The sequence below is a fragment of the Streptomyces filipinensis genome, from assembly GCF_014649495.1.
Lineage (GTDB): Bacteria > Actinomycetota > Actinomycetes > Streptomycetales > Streptomycetaceae > Streptomyces > Streptomyces filipinensis.
Genome location: NZ_BMTD01000010.1, coordinates 91,619 through 107,551, shown reverse-complemented (window position 1 = coordinate 107,551; position 15,933 = coordinate 91,619). Strand labels below are relative to the sequence as shown.

The 15,933-nt window shown below is 70.1% G+C and carries 11 protein-coding genes; 4 read left to right on the top strand and 7 right to left on the bottom strand.

Translation table 11 applies throughout. The annotated features are described in order from the left end of the window. Window positions 1-214: 214 nt before the first annotated feature. Entirely contained in the window at window positions 215-1,537 is a 1,323-nt protein-coding gene (locus tag IE244_RS22485; protein WP_229854279.1) for an MFS transporter, read from the top strand. A gap of 333 nt (window positions 1,538-1,870) precedes the next feature. Beyond that, window positions 1,871-2,668: an IclR family transcriptional regulator gene (locus IE244_RS22480; RefSeq protein ID WP_191875361.1), complete on the top strand. Its 798-nt coding sequence runs from the start codon at window positions 1,871-1,873 to the stop codon at window positions 2,666-2,668. Window positions 2,669-2,754: 86 nt separating this feature from the next. Here IE244_RS22480 and IE244_RS22475 read toward each other — a convergent pair whose 3' ends face one another. The 5 genes from IE244_RS22475 to IE244_RS22455 form a co-directional block, all read right to left on the bottom strand. Beyond that, the gene (locus IE244_RS22475; protein ID WP_191875360.1) at window positions 2,755-5,193 is read right to left on the bottom strand and encodes a GcvT family protein; all 2,439 of its coding nucleotides are present in this window, start codon (window positions 5,191-5,193) and stop codon (window positions 2,755-2,757) included. A gap of 208 nt (window positions 5,194-5,401) precedes the next feature. After that, on the bottom strand, window positions 5,402-6,367 hold the full coding sequence (locus IE244_RS22470; protein WP_191875359.1) for an ABC transporter substrate-binding protein: 966 nt from the start codon (window positions 6,365-6,367) through the stop codon (window positions 5,402-5,404). A 13-nt stretch (window positions 6,368-6,380) separates the two neighbouring features. Then, window positions 6,381-8,357, bottom strand: coding sequence for an ABC transporter permease (locus tag IE244_RS22465; RefSeq protein ID WP_191875358.1), 1,977 nt, complete (start codon window positions 8,355-8,357; stop codon window positions 6,381-6,383). Then, on the bottom strand, window positions 8,357-9,448 hold the full coding sequence (locus tag IE244_RS22460; protein ID WP_191875357.1) for a quaternary amine ABC transporter ATP-binding protein: 1,092 nt from the start codon (window positions 9,446-9,448) through the stop codon (window positions 8,357-8,359). The genes IE244_RS22465 and IE244_RS22460 overlap by 1 nt, the downstream gene beginning before the upstream one ends. 20 nt (window positions 9,449-9,468) lie before the next feature. Then, window positions 9,469-10,938 (bottom strand): aldehyde dehydrogenase family protein, encoded by a 1,470-nt coding sequence (locus IE244_RS22455; RefSeq protein ID WP_191875567.1) that lies wholly within the window; start codon window positions 10,936-10,938, stop codon window positions 9,469-9,471. Between the two features lie 215 nt (window positions 10,939-11,153). Between IE244_RS22455 and purU the strand changes: the two genes are divergently transcribed. Continuing rightward, window positions 11,154-12,014: a formyltetrahydrofolate deformylase gene (purU, locus tag IE244_RS22450; protein WP_191875356.1), complete on the top strand. Its 861-nt coding sequence runs from the start codon at window positions 11,154-11,156 to the stop codon at window positions 12,012-12,014. 137 nt (window positions 12,015-12,151) lie between these two features. Here the strand turns inward: purU and betA are convergent, their stop codons facing one another. Next, window positions 12,152-13,822, bottom strand: coding sequence for a choline dehydrogenase (gene betA, locus IE244_RS22445; RefSeq protein ID WP_191875355.1), 1,671 nt, complete (start codon window positions 13,820-13,822; stop codon window positions 12,152-12,154). Between the two features lie 152 nt (window positions 13,823-13,974). Here betA and IE244_RS22440 point away from each other — a divergent pair, with 152 nt between their 5' ends. Continuing rightward, a complete protein-coding gene (locus tag IE244_RS22440; protein ID WP_191875354.1) occupies window positions 13,975-14,772 on the top strand; it encodes an IclR family transcriptional regulator in 798 nt (265 codons plus the stop codon). 18 nt (window positions 14,773-14,790) lie between these two features. Here the strand turns inward: IE244_RS22440 and IE244_RS22435 are convergent, their stop codons facing one another. Beyond that, a complete protein-coding gene (locus IE244_RS22435) occupies window positions 14,791-15,924 on the bottom strand; it encodes an aromatic ring-hydroxylating oxygenase subunit alpha (protein WP_191875353.1) in 1,134 nt (377 codons plus the stop codon). Window positions 15,925-15,933 lie beyond the last annotated feature (9 nt).

Below are 15,933 nucleotides of genomic sequence, written 5' to 3'. Positions count from 1 at the left end.
CCCATGGCGGCACTCCGCACACGGCCCTGACCAGCGGCGACCGGTCCTGCGCCGGGCCGGGCACAGAGGGGCGGAACGGCAACCTCACACGACGGGTCACACGGCCGGCGAGGTCTTTCCCACGACGGATTGACCCCACCCCTGAGCGGACTTTTCATCGGTCCCACGCCGTACGGCACTCCGCTCTCCCTATTTCCGCAAGAAGGTGTCCGCCGTGACCGTCCCCCTGAATCCCCCTTCCGTGACCGCGAAAAGCGGGCCCCATCACTTCCTGGACCGTATCGGCATTCCGAAGGCCCTTTCCTGGGGTTTTCTCGGTGTTCTGATCTTCATGATCGGCGACGGTGTCGAATCGGGATTCCTCTCGCCCTATCTGCTGCACGACGGCGTCTCCAAGGAGCGCGTGGCGCTGCTGTTCACCGTGTACGGCGTGACGGCGAGCGTGTCCGCCTGGTTCTCCGGTGCGCTCTCCGACCTGTGGGGCCCGCGCCGCGTGATGATGCTGGGCCTCGGCATCTGGGCCACGCTGCAGGTGGCCTTTCTCGGCATCGCGGTCCCGACGCACCACTACGGGCTGCTGCTGGTCAGCTATGGTCTGCGCGGCTTCGGTTATCCGCTCTTCGCCTACGGCTTCCTGGTGTGGGTGACGGCGGTGACGCCCCGGCACCGGCTCGGCTCCGCCGTGGGGTGGTTCTGGTTCGCCTTCACCGGCGGGCTGCCCACCCTCGGCTCGCTGGTCGCCAGTTTCACGGTGCCGTGGATGGGCACGTACCGCACCCTGTGGTTCGCGCTGGCCCTGGTGGCGGTGGGCGGCCTGATCGCCGTACTCCTCGTGCGCGAGCCGACGGGCAGGAGCCGGCTGGCGCCCCCCGGTGAGCGCCCGGTGGCCACGCTGCTCGGCTCGCTCTCCATCGTCTGGCGCAAGCCGCGCATCGGCGTCGGTGCGGTGGTGCGCACCATCAACACCGCCGCGCAGTTCGGGTTTCTGGTCTTCCTGCCGGTCTTCTTCACCGACACGCTGGGCTTCTCCCTGACCGAGTGGCTGCGGCTGCTGTCGGCGATGTTCGCCACCAACATCTTCTTCAACCTGCTGTTCGGCCTCGTCGGCGACCGGCTGGGCTGGCAGCGCACCGTCGCCTGGTTCGGTGGGGTGGGCTGCGCGATCACCACGCTCCTGCTGTACTACGGCACGGTGGCCTCCGGTGACGACTTCGCACTGGCCATGGTCCTGGTGAGCCTCTTCGGTGCGACGCTCGCCGGATACGTACCGCTGTCGGCGCTCATGCCCTCACTGGCACCGGAGCACAAGGGCCAGGCGATGTCGGCGCTGAATCTCGGCGCGGGGGCCAGCACGTTCGTGGGCCCGGCCGTGGTCGCCCTCTTCCTCGGGCCGCTCGGCGTCCAGGGCGTGATGTGGATCTTCGCCGGCCTGTACCTGGCGAGCGCCGGCATGACCCTCTTCCTCACCCTGCCCGCGCAGGACTCCACGGCCGGCGCCCCCGCGGCGCCGGCGCCGAGCCGAGCCGAAAGCGTGTAGCCACCCGCCGGTTCACGCACCGCTCCCCCGCTACCGGCACCGCGTCATCGCGACTCCTCGTGGACCATGCACTCGTCGGCCACATGGTGCGGACGGCGCGGGGACCTTCACCCCGGCCGGCAGAGGCCATGGCGGCCCTCGCCCCGTCATGGCGTCCGGGCTCACCGTGGCGGCCGGCGGCAGGGCGTCACGAGCGCCGCCGGCCCTCGGTGCGACACGCTCACAAGGGCGGGCCGTCACGGCGACCCGTGGGGGGCGAGCCGTGGTATACCGGCGTTCACCCCGGTGTTCCGGCCGCCGCGTTTCACGGCACAGCGCACGTATAGTTGCGCCATGAGCAACTACACCGCAGACAGCGAAACAGCAGCTCCCGCGGTGAGCGGGGTGCAGTCCGTCGACCGTGCCGTCAGCGTCCTGGAGATCCTCGCCCAGCGGGGTGAGGCGGGTGTCAGCGAGGTCGCCGCCGAGATCGACGTCCACAAGTCGACGGCGTTCCGCCTGCTCGGGGCGCTGGAGGCGCGCGGCCTGGTCGAGCAGGCCGGCGAGCGGGGCAAGTACCGGCTCGGTTTCGGCATCGTACGCCTGGCGGGGGCGGTCACGGGCCGGCTCGACATCACCCAGCAGGGCCGCCCGGTGTGCGAGCGCCTGGCCGAGGAGATCGGCGAGACCGTCAACATCGCGGTCCTGCAGGAGCACTACGCGGTCAACCTCTACCAGGTGCGCGGCCCCGGAGCGGTCGGCACCCACAACTGGGTCGGTCAGCTCACCCCGGTGCACGCCACCTCCAGCGGCAAGATCCTGCTGGCCCACCTGCCGGCGAAGGAGCGCGCCCGGGTGCTCGCGGCATCCGGACCGCAGAAGCTGACGCCGCACACGCTGACCGCCAGGACGAAGCTGGAGAAGAACCTCACCGAGGCGCGGGAGCGCGGGTACGCGGTGACGCTGGAGGAGCTGGAGATCGGGCTGCACGCCATGGCCGCCCCGATCCGTTCCCGGGACGGCGAGGTCATCGCCGCCCTCAGCGCCTCCGGCCCGGCGTACCGCTTCACCGAGAAGCGCATCCACGAGCTCGCTCCCCTGCTGCTCAAGGGGGCGGAGGAGATCAGCCACCGGATGGGTCACGTGGGCTGAGCCTCCCCCGCCCGCCGCGGGGCACGCCGCCGTCGGCCGGGCGGGCCGCACCCCGTACGGGTCACGGCCGCACCTGTTCCCCTCGGTCAGCCGCGCAGACGGGACATGGCCGGGTCGAACAAGGGCTCCTCGGCGACGACCGCCTCGACGCGCTGGTCGAAGTAGCCGATGTGCACGGTGGTTCCCGGCACGGCGAGTTCCGCCGGCAGCCACGCGTACGCGATGCCCTTGCCGATCGTGTAGCCGTACGCGGCGCTGGTGACGTACCCGACGGCCCGTTCGCCGTCGTACACGGGCTCCTTGCCCATCACGACCGACCGCGGGTCCTCGATGGTCAGGCAGGTCAGCTTCCTGCGCACGTCCGCCTTACGGCGCTCCAGCGCCGCCTTGCCGATGAAGTCGCCCTTGTCGAGCCTGACGGCGAAGCCGACGCCGGCCTCGTAGGGGTCGTGCTCGTAGGTCATGTCGGTGCCGAAGGAGCGGTAGCCCTTCTCCAGGCGGAGGCTGTTGAAGGCGCCGCGGCCGGCGACGATGCCGCCGAGCGGTCCGGCCGCGGCCCACAGGGTGTCCCACAGCTTCTGGCCCAGGTCGGCGGTGGTGTACAGCTCCCAGCCGAGTTCGCCGACGTACGACAGGCGCATCGCGGTGACCGGGACGGAGCCGATGTGGGCGCGCTTGGCGCGGAAGTACTTCAGGCCGTCGGCCGAGAAGTCGTCGTCCGTCAGCGGCTGCAGGACCTCGCGGGCCAGCGGACCCCACAGGCCGATGCAGCAGGTGCCGGGGGTGATGTCGCGGACCTGGACGCGGCCGTCGGCGGGCAGGTGGCGGGTGAACCAGTCCAGGTCCAGGTTGCCGTTGGCGCCGACCTGGAAGAGGTCGCGGGCGAGGCGGGCCACGGTGATGTCGCTGCGGATGCCGCCGTCGTGGTCCAGCAGCAGGGTGTACGTCACCGACCCGACGGACTTGGCGACCCTGCCGGTGACCAGGCCCTCCAGGAAGTCGGCGGCGCCGGGGCCGCTGACCTCCAGGCGCTTGAGGGCCGTCATGTCGTACAGCGCGACGGTCTCCCGGGTGACCTGGGCCTCGGCGCCGACGATGGGTGACCAGTACCGCGCGGCCCAGTCGTTGGGGGTGGGGATGTTCCTGCCCTCGACCAGCGGCGCGTTGGCCTCGTACCACTGGGGGCGTTCCCAGCCGTTCGCCTCCAGGAAGAACCCGCCGTGTCGCTGCTGGCGGGCGTAGAAGGGGCTGGTGCGGATCGGGCGTGGTGCACCCGAGGGCTGCAGGGGGTGGAGGATGTCGTAGACCTCGGCGAAGTTGCGGCAGTCGCGCGCCAGGACGTACTGCGGGGTCAGCTGGTGCGGCTCGAAGCGGTTGACGTCGCACTCGTGCAGGTCGAAGGAGGAGCAGTGGCCGTCGACCAGCCATTCGGCGACGGCCCGGCCGACGCCCGCGGAGTGGGTGACCCAGACGGCCTCGGCGACCCAGAAGCCCTTGACGTCCGGGGACTCGCCGAGCAGCGGGAAGCCGTCGGTGGTGAAGGAGAACAGGCCGTTGATGCCCTCCTCGACCTTGGCCTCGCGGGTCGCCGGGAGCAGGGACTGGGTCTCGGTCCAGGCGTCCTCGAAGTCCTCCTCGGTGAACTTCAGGACCGACGGCATCTCCTCGGCCTCGTCGAAGGAGAGGATGTCGTCGGCGGAGACGGGCATCGGCCGGTGCCCGTAGGAGCCGATGCCGATGCCGTCGAAGCGGTCGCGGTAGTAGAGGTCGGCGTCCTGGTGGCGCAGGATCGGGCGGACCGCCTCCTCGGTCTGGCCGGCGAGGGCGGGGACCGGGCCGGTCCAGGCGAGCTGGTGGGCGAGCGGCGTGAGCGGCAGGTTCATCCCGGCCATGCGGGCGATCCTCGGGCCCCAGATGCCGGCGCAGCACACCACGATGTCGGCGGGCAGCTCACCCTGGTCGGTCACGACGGCGGTCACCCGGCCATCGTCCTGCCGGATGTCGAGGACTTCGTGGCGCGCGAGGAAGCGCACGCCGCGCTCGGTGGCCCGGCGGATCTGCGCCTCGACGGCGAGGACGGCCTTGGCTAGGCCGTCGGTGGGGACCAGGAGGCCGCCGAGGACCTTGGCGCGGTCGACGAGCGGGTGCTGCTCCACGCACTCGTCGGGGGTCAGCAGGCGGCCCTCGATGCCCCAGGCGGTGATCCAGCCGTGGCGGCGGTGGAGTTCGGCGAGCCGCTCGGGAGTCGTCGCGATCTCCAGGCCGCCGACCTGCAGGAAGCAGGGCTCGCCGGCGACGTCGAGGGAGCAGAACTTCTCCACCGTGTAGCGGGCCAGCTCCGTCATGGTCTTCGAGGGGTTCGTCTGGAAGACCAGGCCCGGGGCGTGCGAGGAGGATCCCCCGGTGGCCGGGAGGGGGCCCTGGTCGACCACGGTCACTTCGGCCCAGTCGCGTGCGGAGAGCTCGTCCGCGAGGGCCGCTCCCACGACACCCGCTCCGATGATGACCACCCGGGGTCCCGCCATCGCCCAACCTCCGCATCTCAATGTTGCCCTTCACGCAACTTGATTCAGGTTGCGCAACTCAATGTGCCCCCCGCGGAAGGGGGTGTCAAGGGGGCCGTGACGTCGGAAAACGCCCCGGAACACCGCCCCGGGACACGGCAATGCCCGGCGGGCGGTGCGCACCTGGAACGCACCGCCCGCCGGGCGTGTTCGACCTGCCGGGGCCCGGTTACTTCAGCCAGGCCTCGACCTTGTCGCGGTGGGCGTCGACCCACTTCCTGGCCGCCGCGTCGTCGGTCATCTTGTCCACCGCGATGTACCTGGCCACGGTGTTCTGGTCGTCGTTGGTCCAGTGGAAGTTCTTCACCAGCCGGTACGCCGGGCTGTCCGACCTGGCGAACTGCGCGCTGACGATCTTGTCCAGGTCGTAGACGGGATAGTCACAGGCGATCTTGGCAGCGTCGGCGTCGCAGCCCGTCCGGTACGGGGGGAGGTTGACCTTGACCAGCGGCACCTCGGACAGGAACCACTGCGGCTCGTAGAAGTAGCCGATCACCCACTGCTTGTTCTTCTCGGCGGTCCGGTACGCCTGGATGAGGGCGGTCTCGCTGCCCGCGTACACCACCTTGAAGTCGAGTTTCAGGTTCTTCACCAGGGCCGCGTCGTTGGTGACGTAGGACGGGTCGCCGTCGAGCAGTTGGCCCTTGCCGCCGGACTCGGAGGTCTTGAAGTCGGCCGCGTACTTGTCGAGGTTCTTCCAGTCGGTGATGTCCGGGTGGGCCTTGGCGAGCCACGGCGGCACGAACCAGCCGATGACGCCCTTGTTGCCGGTGGTGCCCGCCTCGACGGCGGTCTTCTGTCCGGTGATGTACTTCTTCTTCAGATCGTCATGGCCCCAGTTCTCCAGGACGGCGTCGACCTCACCGGTTCCGAAGCCCTGCCAGGCGATCTCCTCCTTCAGGTCCTTCTTGGTGACCTTGCAGCCGAGGTCGTGCTCGGCGACGTACGCGACCACCGCCGCGTCCGCCTGGTAGCCCACCCAGGGGTTGACGGCCAGGTTGAACGTGCCGCACTTGCCACCCGAGCCCTTGGCACCCGCCGAGGAGGGGTCGCCGACCTTCGCCCCCGCGCACGCCGTGAGGGTGAGGCCGAGGACGGCCAGGCCGGCCGTGCCGGCTCGCCAGTGTCTTGCCATGGTGTCGTGCTCCTTATGCCCTGGTGCGTCGGGCCGCAGCCTGAGTGATCCGGTCGAACATGACTCCGAGCAGTACGATGGCGAGTCCCGCCGCCAGCCCCTTGCCGTACAGCTCTCCCTGCGAGAAACCGGCCACGACGTCGTAGCCGAGGGCGCCGGCCCCTACCAGGCCGCCCACCACAACCATCGACAGCACATAGATCAGACCCTGGTTGGTCGCGAGGGTCAGGGCGCCGCGTGCCATCGGCAGTTGGACCTTGGTGATGATCTGCCAGGTGTTGCACCCGGCCGAGGTGGCCGCCTCCACGGTGGACTCGGGCACGTTGCGCACACCGTCCGCGATGATCTTGATGGCGACCGGTGCCGCGTAGACGACGGCCGCGACGATCGCGGTGAACCGGGTGGCACCGAAGAGGGCCAGGAACGGCACGAGATAGACGAACGGCGGCATGACCTGCGCCGCGTCCAGGGTGGGCCGCACCAGCCGGTCCACCAGCGCGCTGCGTCCCATCCACACGCCGAAGACCGCGCCGAGCAGCATCACCAGCACCGTGGCCACGGCGGTCGAGGCGAGCGTCGTCATGCTGTCCGACCACAGGCCCGTGCCGACCAGCAGCCCGACGCACACCGCGGCCGTCACCGCGGCCCACCGGCCGCCGAGCACCGCGCCGAGCGCGACCAGGGTGACGCCGACGAGCCACCACGGGGAGTCGGTGAGCAGCGTCTGGAACGGGTTGAGCAGGCCGTTGGTGATCGCGTCCCGCACGGCGTTGGTCACGCCCGAGAGATGGTCCTGCAGCCAGGTGGTCGCCGTGTCGGCCGCGCTCGCGATGTGACCACCGGTGCCGCCGTTGCCGGGGAACTCGGCCGCCCAGACGTAGGTGTGGGACAGGTAGACCAAGGCGGCGGCCCCGATCCCGCCCGCCACCAGCAGCGGCCGGCGCCACCGCAGGAGCCGCCCGCCCGTGCGGCGGGCCGCCTCGGTGCGTGCGGCCGCCGCGGTGGTGACCCGGTCCAGCACGATGGCCATGACGACGATGGCGAGGCCGGCGTTGAAGGCGGTCCCGACGTCGAGCGACTGCAGGGCCTGCACGACGGTCTTGCCGAGGCCGGGGGCGTCGATCAGGGCGGCGATGGTCACCATGGCCAGGGCGGCCATGATGGTCTGGTTGACGCCCATGACCACGGTGCGCCTGGACATCGGCAGCAGCACCTTCAGCAGTTGCTGCGCGCGTGTCGTGCCGAGCGAGTCCGCCGCCTCGACGGTGGTCTCGGGCACGGAGCGGATGGCGTGCGCGGTGATGCGGATGGCGGGCGGCGCGGCGTAGATCACCGTGGTGATCACGGCGGAGGCCCCGCCGATGAGGAAGATCAGGGTCAGCGGGGCGAGGTAGACGAAGGTCGGCATCGTCTGCATGAAGTCCAGGAAGGGCGTCATGATCCGGTTGAAACGGTCGGAGAGGCCGGCCCACACGCCGATCGGGATGCCGATGAGCAGCGCCACGGCGACCGCCGACAGCGTCAGCGCCAGCGTGTCCATGCTCTCCTGCCACAGGCCCTGCAGCCCGAAGAAGGTGAAGCCTGCCACGGCCAGCAGGGCGACCCGCCAGTTGCCCAGGGCCCAGGAGACGTAGCCGGTGAGCCCGACGACGCCGAGCCAGCCGATCTGCGGCACCGGGCGGCTGCCGGTGGGCTGGGAGATCAGTGACTGGACGAAGGTGACCAGGTTGTCGATGGCCAGGCGGATCTCGTTGAAGAAGTACAGGAAGACCGGGTTGGAGTTGCGGCCCGCTCCGATGCTGTCGTTGAGGTCGTTCAGCCGGCGGTGCAGACCGGTGAGATCGGCCGCCGCGAGGGTCAGTGTCTGCCGGCCGCGCAAGGCGGCGAAGAGCACCAGCCAGACGATCAGGATCGCGGCCACCACCATGGGGCGGCTCACCCTCTGGCGCAGGGGCGCGGCCGGTGCGGCCGTCTCGGCGGCGACGGCCATCACGCACCGCCACCCTGTCCGGCGACCACGGAGAGGATCTCCTCGTCGCCGACGATGCCGAGCAGCTTGCCGTCCTCGACGACCTTGACCGGCTTCTCGGCGGCCAGCACCGCGCGCGTGGCCTCGCGCACGACGACGTCCGGGCCCAGTTCGGGGCCGTCGAGTGCGTCCCCGGGTTCGGCGGGGCGCATGATCCAGCGCAGGGTGAGGACGTCGCCGCGCGGCACGTCCTTCACGAAGTCCCGTACGTAGTCGTCGGCGGGGGCGCCGACGAGTTCGTCGCCGGTGCCGCACTGGACCGTTCTGCCGTCGCGCATGATCAGGATGCGGTCGCCCAGCTTCAGGGCCTCGGAGAGGTCGTGGGTGATGAACACCATGGTCTTGCCGACCTCGTGGTGCAGACGGATGACCTCGTTCTGCATGTCACGGCGGATCAGCGGGTCGAGCGCGGAGAACGGCTCGTCGAAGAAGAGGACGTCGGGGTCACCGGCCAGGGCGCGGGCCAGGCCGACGCGCTGCTGCATGCCGCCGGAGAGCTGGTCGGGGTAGGAGTTCTCGTATCCGGCGAGGCCCACCAGTTCGACGACCTCCAGGGCCTTCCTGGTCCGCTCGGCCTTTCCCAGGCCCCGTATCTCCAGGCCGAAGGCCACGTTGTCGACCACCCTGCGGTGGGGCAGCAGACCGAAGTGCTGGAAGACCATGGAGAACTTGCTGCGCCGCAGTTCGCGCAGCCGTCGGGGGTCGGCACCCCGGATGTCCTCGCCCTCGAAGACGACCTCCCCTGCGGTGGGTTCGATCAGCCGGGTCAGACATCGCACCAGGGTGGACTTGCCGGAGCCGGACAGCCCCATCACGACGAAGACCTCGCCGGGCGACACATCGAAGCCCACGTCGCGCACGGCGGCGGTGCAGCCGGTGCGGTCCATGAGCTCGCGGCGGGTCAGCCCGCACAGTTCCTCGGAGTCCGGCACCTGGTCCGCCTTCGGCCCGAACACCTTCCACAGCCGGCGCACGGAGATGACCGGGGTGCGCTCCTCGGGGTCCTGGGACGTGTCGCGCCGCTGCGACACCTCGGTCTGTGCTGGGGTCACGTTCGACCTCTTTTCGGCGTTCAGCCGCGGAACCAGTGCTGCGGCCGGGGTTGGATGTTCTGCCAGACGTGCTTGGGTTCGCGGTACTCGTCGAGGCCGGTCGGCCCCAGCTCGCGGCCCACGCCCGAGTGCCCGAAGCCACCCCATTCGGCCTGCGGCACATACGGGTGGTAGTCGTTGATCCAGACGGTGCCGTGGCGCAGCCGGCGCGCGACCCGCTGGGCCTTGCCGGCGTCCTGCGTCCAGACGGCACCGGCGAGTCCGTACTCCGTGTCGTTGGCGATGCGGACGGCGTCGTCCTCGTCGTGAAAGCGCTCGACGGTGAGCACGGGCCCGAAGGACTCCTCGTGCACCACGCGCATGTCCTGACGGCACTCGTCGAGGACAGTGGGGGGGTAGTAGAAGCCGCCGGCGAGCGCGGGGTCGTCGGGGCGGGCGCCGCCGCAGCGCAGTACGGCGCCCTCGGCGAGGCCCGCGGCGACGTACGCCTCGACCTTCTCCCGGTGCTGTGCGGAGATCAGCGCGCCGGTCTCGGCCTCGGGGTCGAAGGGCCCGCCGAGCCGGATGCGCCGGGCCCGGCGGACGACCTCGTCCACGAAGGCGTCGTGCAGGGAGTCCTCCACGATCAGCCGGGCGCCGGCCGAGCAGACCTGGCCCGAGTGCAGGAAGACCGCGGTGAGCGCGAAGTCCACGGCGGTCTCGAAGTCGGCGTCGGCGAAGACGACGTTGGGGTTCTTGCCTCCCAGTTCGAGGGCGACCTTCTTCACCGTCGCGGCGGCGGTGGCCATGATGCGCCGCCCCGTCTCCAGCCCTCCGGTGAACGACACCATGTCGACAGCCGGGTCTTCGGCCAGCGGAGCGCCCGCCTGCGCTCCGGCACCCAGCACGAGGTTGGCGGCGCCCCCCGGGAGCCCCGCCTCCTCCAGCGCCTTCATCAGCAGGATCGAGGTGGAGGGCGTCAGCTCGCTGGGCTTCAGGACCACGGTGTTGCCGGCCAGGAGTGCCGGGGCGACCTTCCAGGAGGCCTGCAGCAGCGGGTAGTTCCAGGGGGTGATCAGACCGCAGACGCCGACGGGCTCGTAGGTGACCCGGCTGACGGCGTCGTCGCGGCCGGTGTCGACCACCCGGCCAGCGCTGGTTCCGGCGATGCCGCCGTAGTAGCGGAAGCAGGAGACGACGTCGGCGATGTCGTACTCGCTCTCGATCAGCCGTTTGCCGGTGTCCAGCGACTCGGCGCGGGCGAAGTCCTTGGCGTCGCGTTCGATGAGGTCGGCGGTGCGCAGCAGTACGGCGCCACGCTCGCGCTCGGGGGTGTGCGGCCAGGGGCCCGCGTCGAAGGCGCGCCGTGCCGCGGCGATCGCCGCCTCGGTGTCGGCACGTGTCCCTTCGGACACGGTCGCGACCGTCGTACCGTCGGCGGGGCAGCGGATCTCCCGGTGGCCGCCGGCCACCGCCTCGCGCCATTCACCGTCCACGTACAGGTCTGCCACGGCGGAGCCCTCGCCCTCTTCGTTGCGCATCGCGCATCGAATTGCTTGTTGAGGAACCCTGTCCGAAGGGCCGACGTACGTCAAGGGTTCCTGCCGTATTCACAAGGGGCGGACGTCCCGGTCTTGACCGCCAAAGGTCCCAGAGCGAACTATGTTGCGTATCGCTCATCCAGTTGTGCATTACGCACCGATGCAGCACCGACGGAGGCCCGTGCATGTCCCCTCGACCGCGACCTGGCCATGAATACGTCCTCACCCTCGCGTGCCCGGACCGGGCCGGACTGGTCCATGCCGTCAGCGGCTTCCTCGTCCGGAACTCCGGCAACATCCTGCAGAGCCAGCAGTTCGACGACCGTCTCCAGGACCGCTTCTTCATGCGGGTCCACTTCGAGGTGTCCGACCCCGACGTCACCCTGGAGCAGCTGCGTGACCGCTTCGGCCCCGTCGCCGAGGCCTACGCCATCTCCTGGGTGCTGCGGGACGCCGCCACGCCGACCCGGACGCTGATCATGGTGTCCAGGTACGGTCACTGTCTGAACGACCTGCTCTTCCGCCGCCGTGCCGGCTCCCTCAACATCGAGATCCCGGCCATCGTCTCCAACCACTGGGACTTCGAGGCCCTGGCGGAGACCTACGGCGTCCCCTTCCACCACATCCCGGTGACCAGGGAGACCAAGCCCCGGGCAGAGGCCCGCCTGCTGGAGCTGGAGGTCGACGTCGTGGTGCTGGCCCGGTACATGCAGATCCTCTCCGACGACCTGTGCAAGGAACTGGAGGGCCGCGCGATCAACATCCACCACTCCTTCCTGCCGAGCTTCAAGGGCGCGAAGCCCTACCAGCAGGCGTACGCGCGCGGGGTGAAGCTGGTCGGCGCGACGGCACACTATGTGACACCCGACCTGGACGAGGGACAGATCATCGAGCAGGACGTGGTCCGTGTGGACCACTCCCTCGCCCCCGACGACCTCGTCACGGTCGGCCGCGACGTGGAGGCGCAGGTCCTGGCGCGTGCGGTGCAGTGGCACACCGAGAGCCGCGTCATGGTGGACGGCAACCGCACGGTGGTCTTCCGCTAGGCGACTGCACGGACGGACGCGACTTCACGGACGGACGTGCCTTCGCAGGCGGATGCCGGACGGGCTGGATTCCCGTCCGGCGTCCGCGTTCGGTCCCCGAGGCCCATGAGGCCCCGGAGCCGCTCCAGGAGCGCTGCCTACCCGGTCTGCTTCTGGGCGTCGCGGTGCCGGTAGTAGGCGGCCTTGGAGGGCTCCAGCGGCTCCTTGCCGAGGATGAGGTCGGCCGCCTTCTCGGCGATCATCATCACCGGGGCGTAGATGTTGCCGTTGGTGACGTACGGCATCACCGACGCGTCCACCACCCGCAGCCCCTCCAGCCCGTGCACCCGCATGCTCAGCGGGTCGACGACGGACATCTCGTCGGTGCCCATCTTGCAGGTGCACGACGGGTGCAGGGCGGTCTCGCCCTCCCTGGCCACCCAGGCGAGGATCTCCTCGTCGGTCTCGACGGAGGGGCCGGGCGAGACCTCGCCGCCGTTGTAGGCGCCGAGCGCGGGCTGGTTGAGGATCCGGCGGGCCACCCGGATCGCCTCGACCCACTCGCGGCGGTCCTGCTCGGTGGAGAGGTAGTTGAACCGCAGCTCGGGGTGGACCCGGGGGTCCCTGCTCTTGATCTTCACCGAGCCGAGGGCGTCCGAGTACATGGGCCCCACGTGCACCTGGTAGCCGTGGTCGCCGGCCGGCGAGGAGCCGTCGTAGCGGACCGCGACGGGCAGGAAGTGGAACATCAGGTTGGGGTAGTCCACGTCCTCGTTGCTGCGCGCGAAGCCGCCCGCCTCGAAGTGGTTGGTGGCCGCGGGCCCCTTCCCGAACAGCCACTGCAACCCGATGAAGGGGGCGCGCCACTTCGCCATGTACGGCTGCATGGAGACGGGTTGCCTGCAGGCGTACTGGACGTAGACCTCCAGGTGGTCCTGCAGGTTCTCGCCGACGCCCGGCAGGTCGTGGACGACGTCGATGCCGAGGGCGGACAGCTCCGCGGCGTTGCCGACGCCGGAGAGCTGCAGGAGCTGCGGGGAGTTGATGGCACCGCCGCAGAGGACGACCTCGCCGGCGCGGACCTGCTGGGGTGCGCCCTTGCCGCGCCGGTACTCCACGCCGACGGCCCGCTTGCCCTCGAAGAGCACCCGCGTGACGAGGGCGCGCGTGTGCACCGTGAGGTTCGGCCGCTTCATCGCGGGCTTGAGGTAGGCCTTGGCGGCCGACAGGCGGCGCCCGCGGTGGACGTTGCGGTCGAACTTGGCGAAGCCTTCCTGCCGGTAGCCGTTGACGTCGTCCGTGGGGGCGTAGCCCGCCTCCTCGGTGGCCTTGAGGAAGGCGCTGAAGAGGGGGTTGGTCGCCGGGCCGCGCTCCAGGACGAGCGGACCGTCGTGGCCGCGGAACTCGTCGTCGGGGTCGGCGGCGAGACAGTTCTCCATCCGCCGGAAGTACGGCAGACAGTGGGCGTAGTCCCAGGTCTCCATGCCGGCGTCGGCGGCCCAGCGCTCGTAGTCCAGGGGGTTGCCGCGCTGGAAGATCATGCCGTTGATGCTGCTGGAGCCGCCGAGCACCTTGCCGCGGGCGTGGTAGATGCGCCGGCCGCCCATGTGGGGCTCGGGCTCGGACTCGTACTTCCAGTCGTAGAAGCGGTTGCCGATGGGATAGGTCAGCGCCGCGGGCATGTGGATGAACACGTCCCAGGGGTAGTCGGAGCGGCCGGCCTCCAGCACGAGCACCCGGTTCGCGGGGTCGGCCGAGAGCCGGTTCGCCAGTGCGCTGCCGGCTGATCCACCGCCGACGATGACGAAGTCGTAGTGCAGGAGAGCCATGGTGCCTCGTCTCGCTCGCGTCGTCGAAGTGCGACGCATGCTAGTACGGGTGTCGCTATACGCACCAGGTTGCGAGCAACGCAACTTCCAGGCTCTCTGGATTCCGTCACATTACTTGCAAGCGTGTTGTTTACTGCGCGTATAGTTCCGCTATGAGCAACTACAGTCCGGATATCGAAACGACCGGCCCGCCGTCCGGCGGGGTGCAGTCCGTGGACCGGGCCATCAGCGTCCTGGAGATCCTGGCTCAGCGCGGCGAGGCGGGCGTGAGCGAGGTGGCCGCCGAGATCGAGGTGCACAAGTCGACGGCGTTCCGCCTGCTCGGGGCGCTGGAGGCGCGCGGCCTGGTCGAGCAGGCCGGGGAACGGGGCAAGTACCGGCTCGGTTTCGGCATCGTACGGCTGGCCGGGGCGGTCACGGGACGCATCGACATCACCCAGCAGGGGCGTCCGGTGTGCGAGCGCCTGGCCGAGGAGATCGGCGAGACGGTCAACATCGCCGTGATGCAGGAGCACTACGCGATCAACCTCTACCAGGTGCGGGGTCCGGGCGCCGTCACCGCGCACAACTGGGTGGGGCAGCTGACCCCGCTGCACGCCACCTCCAGCGGCAAGATCATGCTGGCCCATCTGCCCGCCGGGGAGCGCACCGCGCTGCTGACGGAGGCCGGCCTCAGGAAGGTCACCCCCCGCACCATCGGGTCGAAGGCGAAGCTGGAGAAGAACCTCGCCGAGGCGCGGGAGCGGGGCTACTCCTGGACGCTGGAGGAGCTGGAGATCGGGCTGCACGCCGTGGCCGCGCCGATCCGCGACCGGGACGGCGACGTCATCGCGTCGATCAGCGCCTCCGGGCCCTCGTACCGGTTCACCGAGGAGCGCCTGCACCAGCTGGCTCCGGTGCTGGTCAAGGGCGCGGAGGAGATCAGCCACCGGATGGGGTACCTGGGCTGAGCGCCCGGGCCCCCTGCGCTACTCGGGCTGCCGTGTCCCGAGGCGCTCGTGCACCCAGTCATGGAAGGCGCCGATGTGGTGCTCGCTGGGCACGAGCACGCCGCCCTTGGCGTACAGCCGCGAGCTCATGCCGGGCTGGGTGCGCTCACAGGCGTCGAAGTCCTGGCGGTTGACCCGGTCGAAGAGCTCCACGGAGCGGCTGACGTCCTCGCCGCCGTCGACGACGTGCGGGAGGAAGAGCCAGTCGCACTCGACGACCGTGCGGTCGACGGCGACCGGGTACATACGGTGGAAGATCACGTGGTCGGGCACCAGGTTGATGAAGACCTGCGGCTTGACGGTGATCGCGTAGTAGCGGCGGTCCTGGCCCTCGGCGACGGAGGGGATCCGGTCCAGGCCCTCGGAGCCGTCGACGGTGAAGCCCTTGATCTGCGCACCGAACTCGGCGCCGTGGCCGACGTAGTACTGGGCGGCGTAGCCGTCCGCGAACTCCGGGAGCACCTCGGTGAGTTCGGGGTGGATCGTGGCGCAGTGGTAGCACTCCATGAAGTTCTCGATGATCAGCTTCCAGTTCGCCCTGACGTCGTAGACGATCCGCCTGCCCACCGAGAGACGGTCGATGCCGTAGCGCTCGATCGACTCGACGTCACCGAGGCGCTGGACCACCGCGCCGATGACGTCCTCCTCGAAGGAGGGCGGGTTCTCCGCCAGGCAGACCCAGACGTAGCCGAGCCACTCGCGCACCGCCACGCCCACCAGGCCGTATTCGGTGCGGCCGACGTCGGGCATCTTGGTGAGGTTGGGCGCCGCGACGAGCTTGCCGTCGAGGTCGTAGGTCCAGGCGTGGTACGGGCACTGGAAGGCACGCCTGACCTCGCCCGACCCGTCGGTGCACAGTCTGGCTCCGCGGTGCCGGCAGACGTTGAAGTAGGCGCGGACCGAGTGGTCCCGGGCGCGGGTGACGAGGATGCTCTCGCGGCCCACGTCGACGGTGCGGAAGGCGCCCGGTTTCGGCAGGTCCGCGGCGCGTGCGACGCAGAACCACATCGCCTCGAAGATGCGCTCCTGCTCCTGGGCGAAGAGGCCCGGGTCCGTGTAGGCGGAGCCGGGGAGGGTGGCGATCAGGCTGTCCGGCAGGCTGGTCGAGGTCACGGTGCACTC

Excerpts from the sequence above, each read along its gene's own strand:
- IE244_RS22480 (WP_191875361.1), top strand. The coding sequence starts at position 1,871 with ATGAGCAACTACACCGCAGACAGCGAAACAGCAGCTCCCGCGGTGAGC.
- IE244_RS22475 (WP_191875360.1), bottom strand. The coding sequence starts at position 5,193 with ATGGCGGGACCCCGGGTGGTCATCATCGGAGCGGGTGTCGTGGGAGCG.
- IE244_RS22470 (WP_191875359.1), bottom strand. The coding sequence starts at position 6,367 with ATGGCAAGACACTGGCGAGCCGGCACGGCCGGCCTGGCCGTCCTCGGC.
- IE244_RS22465 (WP_191875358.1), bottom strand. The coding sequence starts at position 8,357 with ATGGCCGTCGCCGCCGAGACGGCCGCACCGGCCGCGCCCCTGCGCCAG.
- purU (WP_191875356.1), top strand. The coding sequence starts at position 11,154 with ATGTCCCCTCGACCGCGACCTGGCCATGAATACGTCCTCACCCTCGCG.
- betA (WP_191875355.1), bottom strand. The coding sequence starts at position 13,822 with ATGGCTCTCCTGCACTACGACTTCGTCATCGTCGGCGGTGGATCAGCC.
- IE244_RS22440 (WP_191875354.1), top strand. The coding sequence starts at position 13,975 with ATGAGCAACTACAGTCCGGATATCGAAACGACCGGCCCGCCGTCCGGC.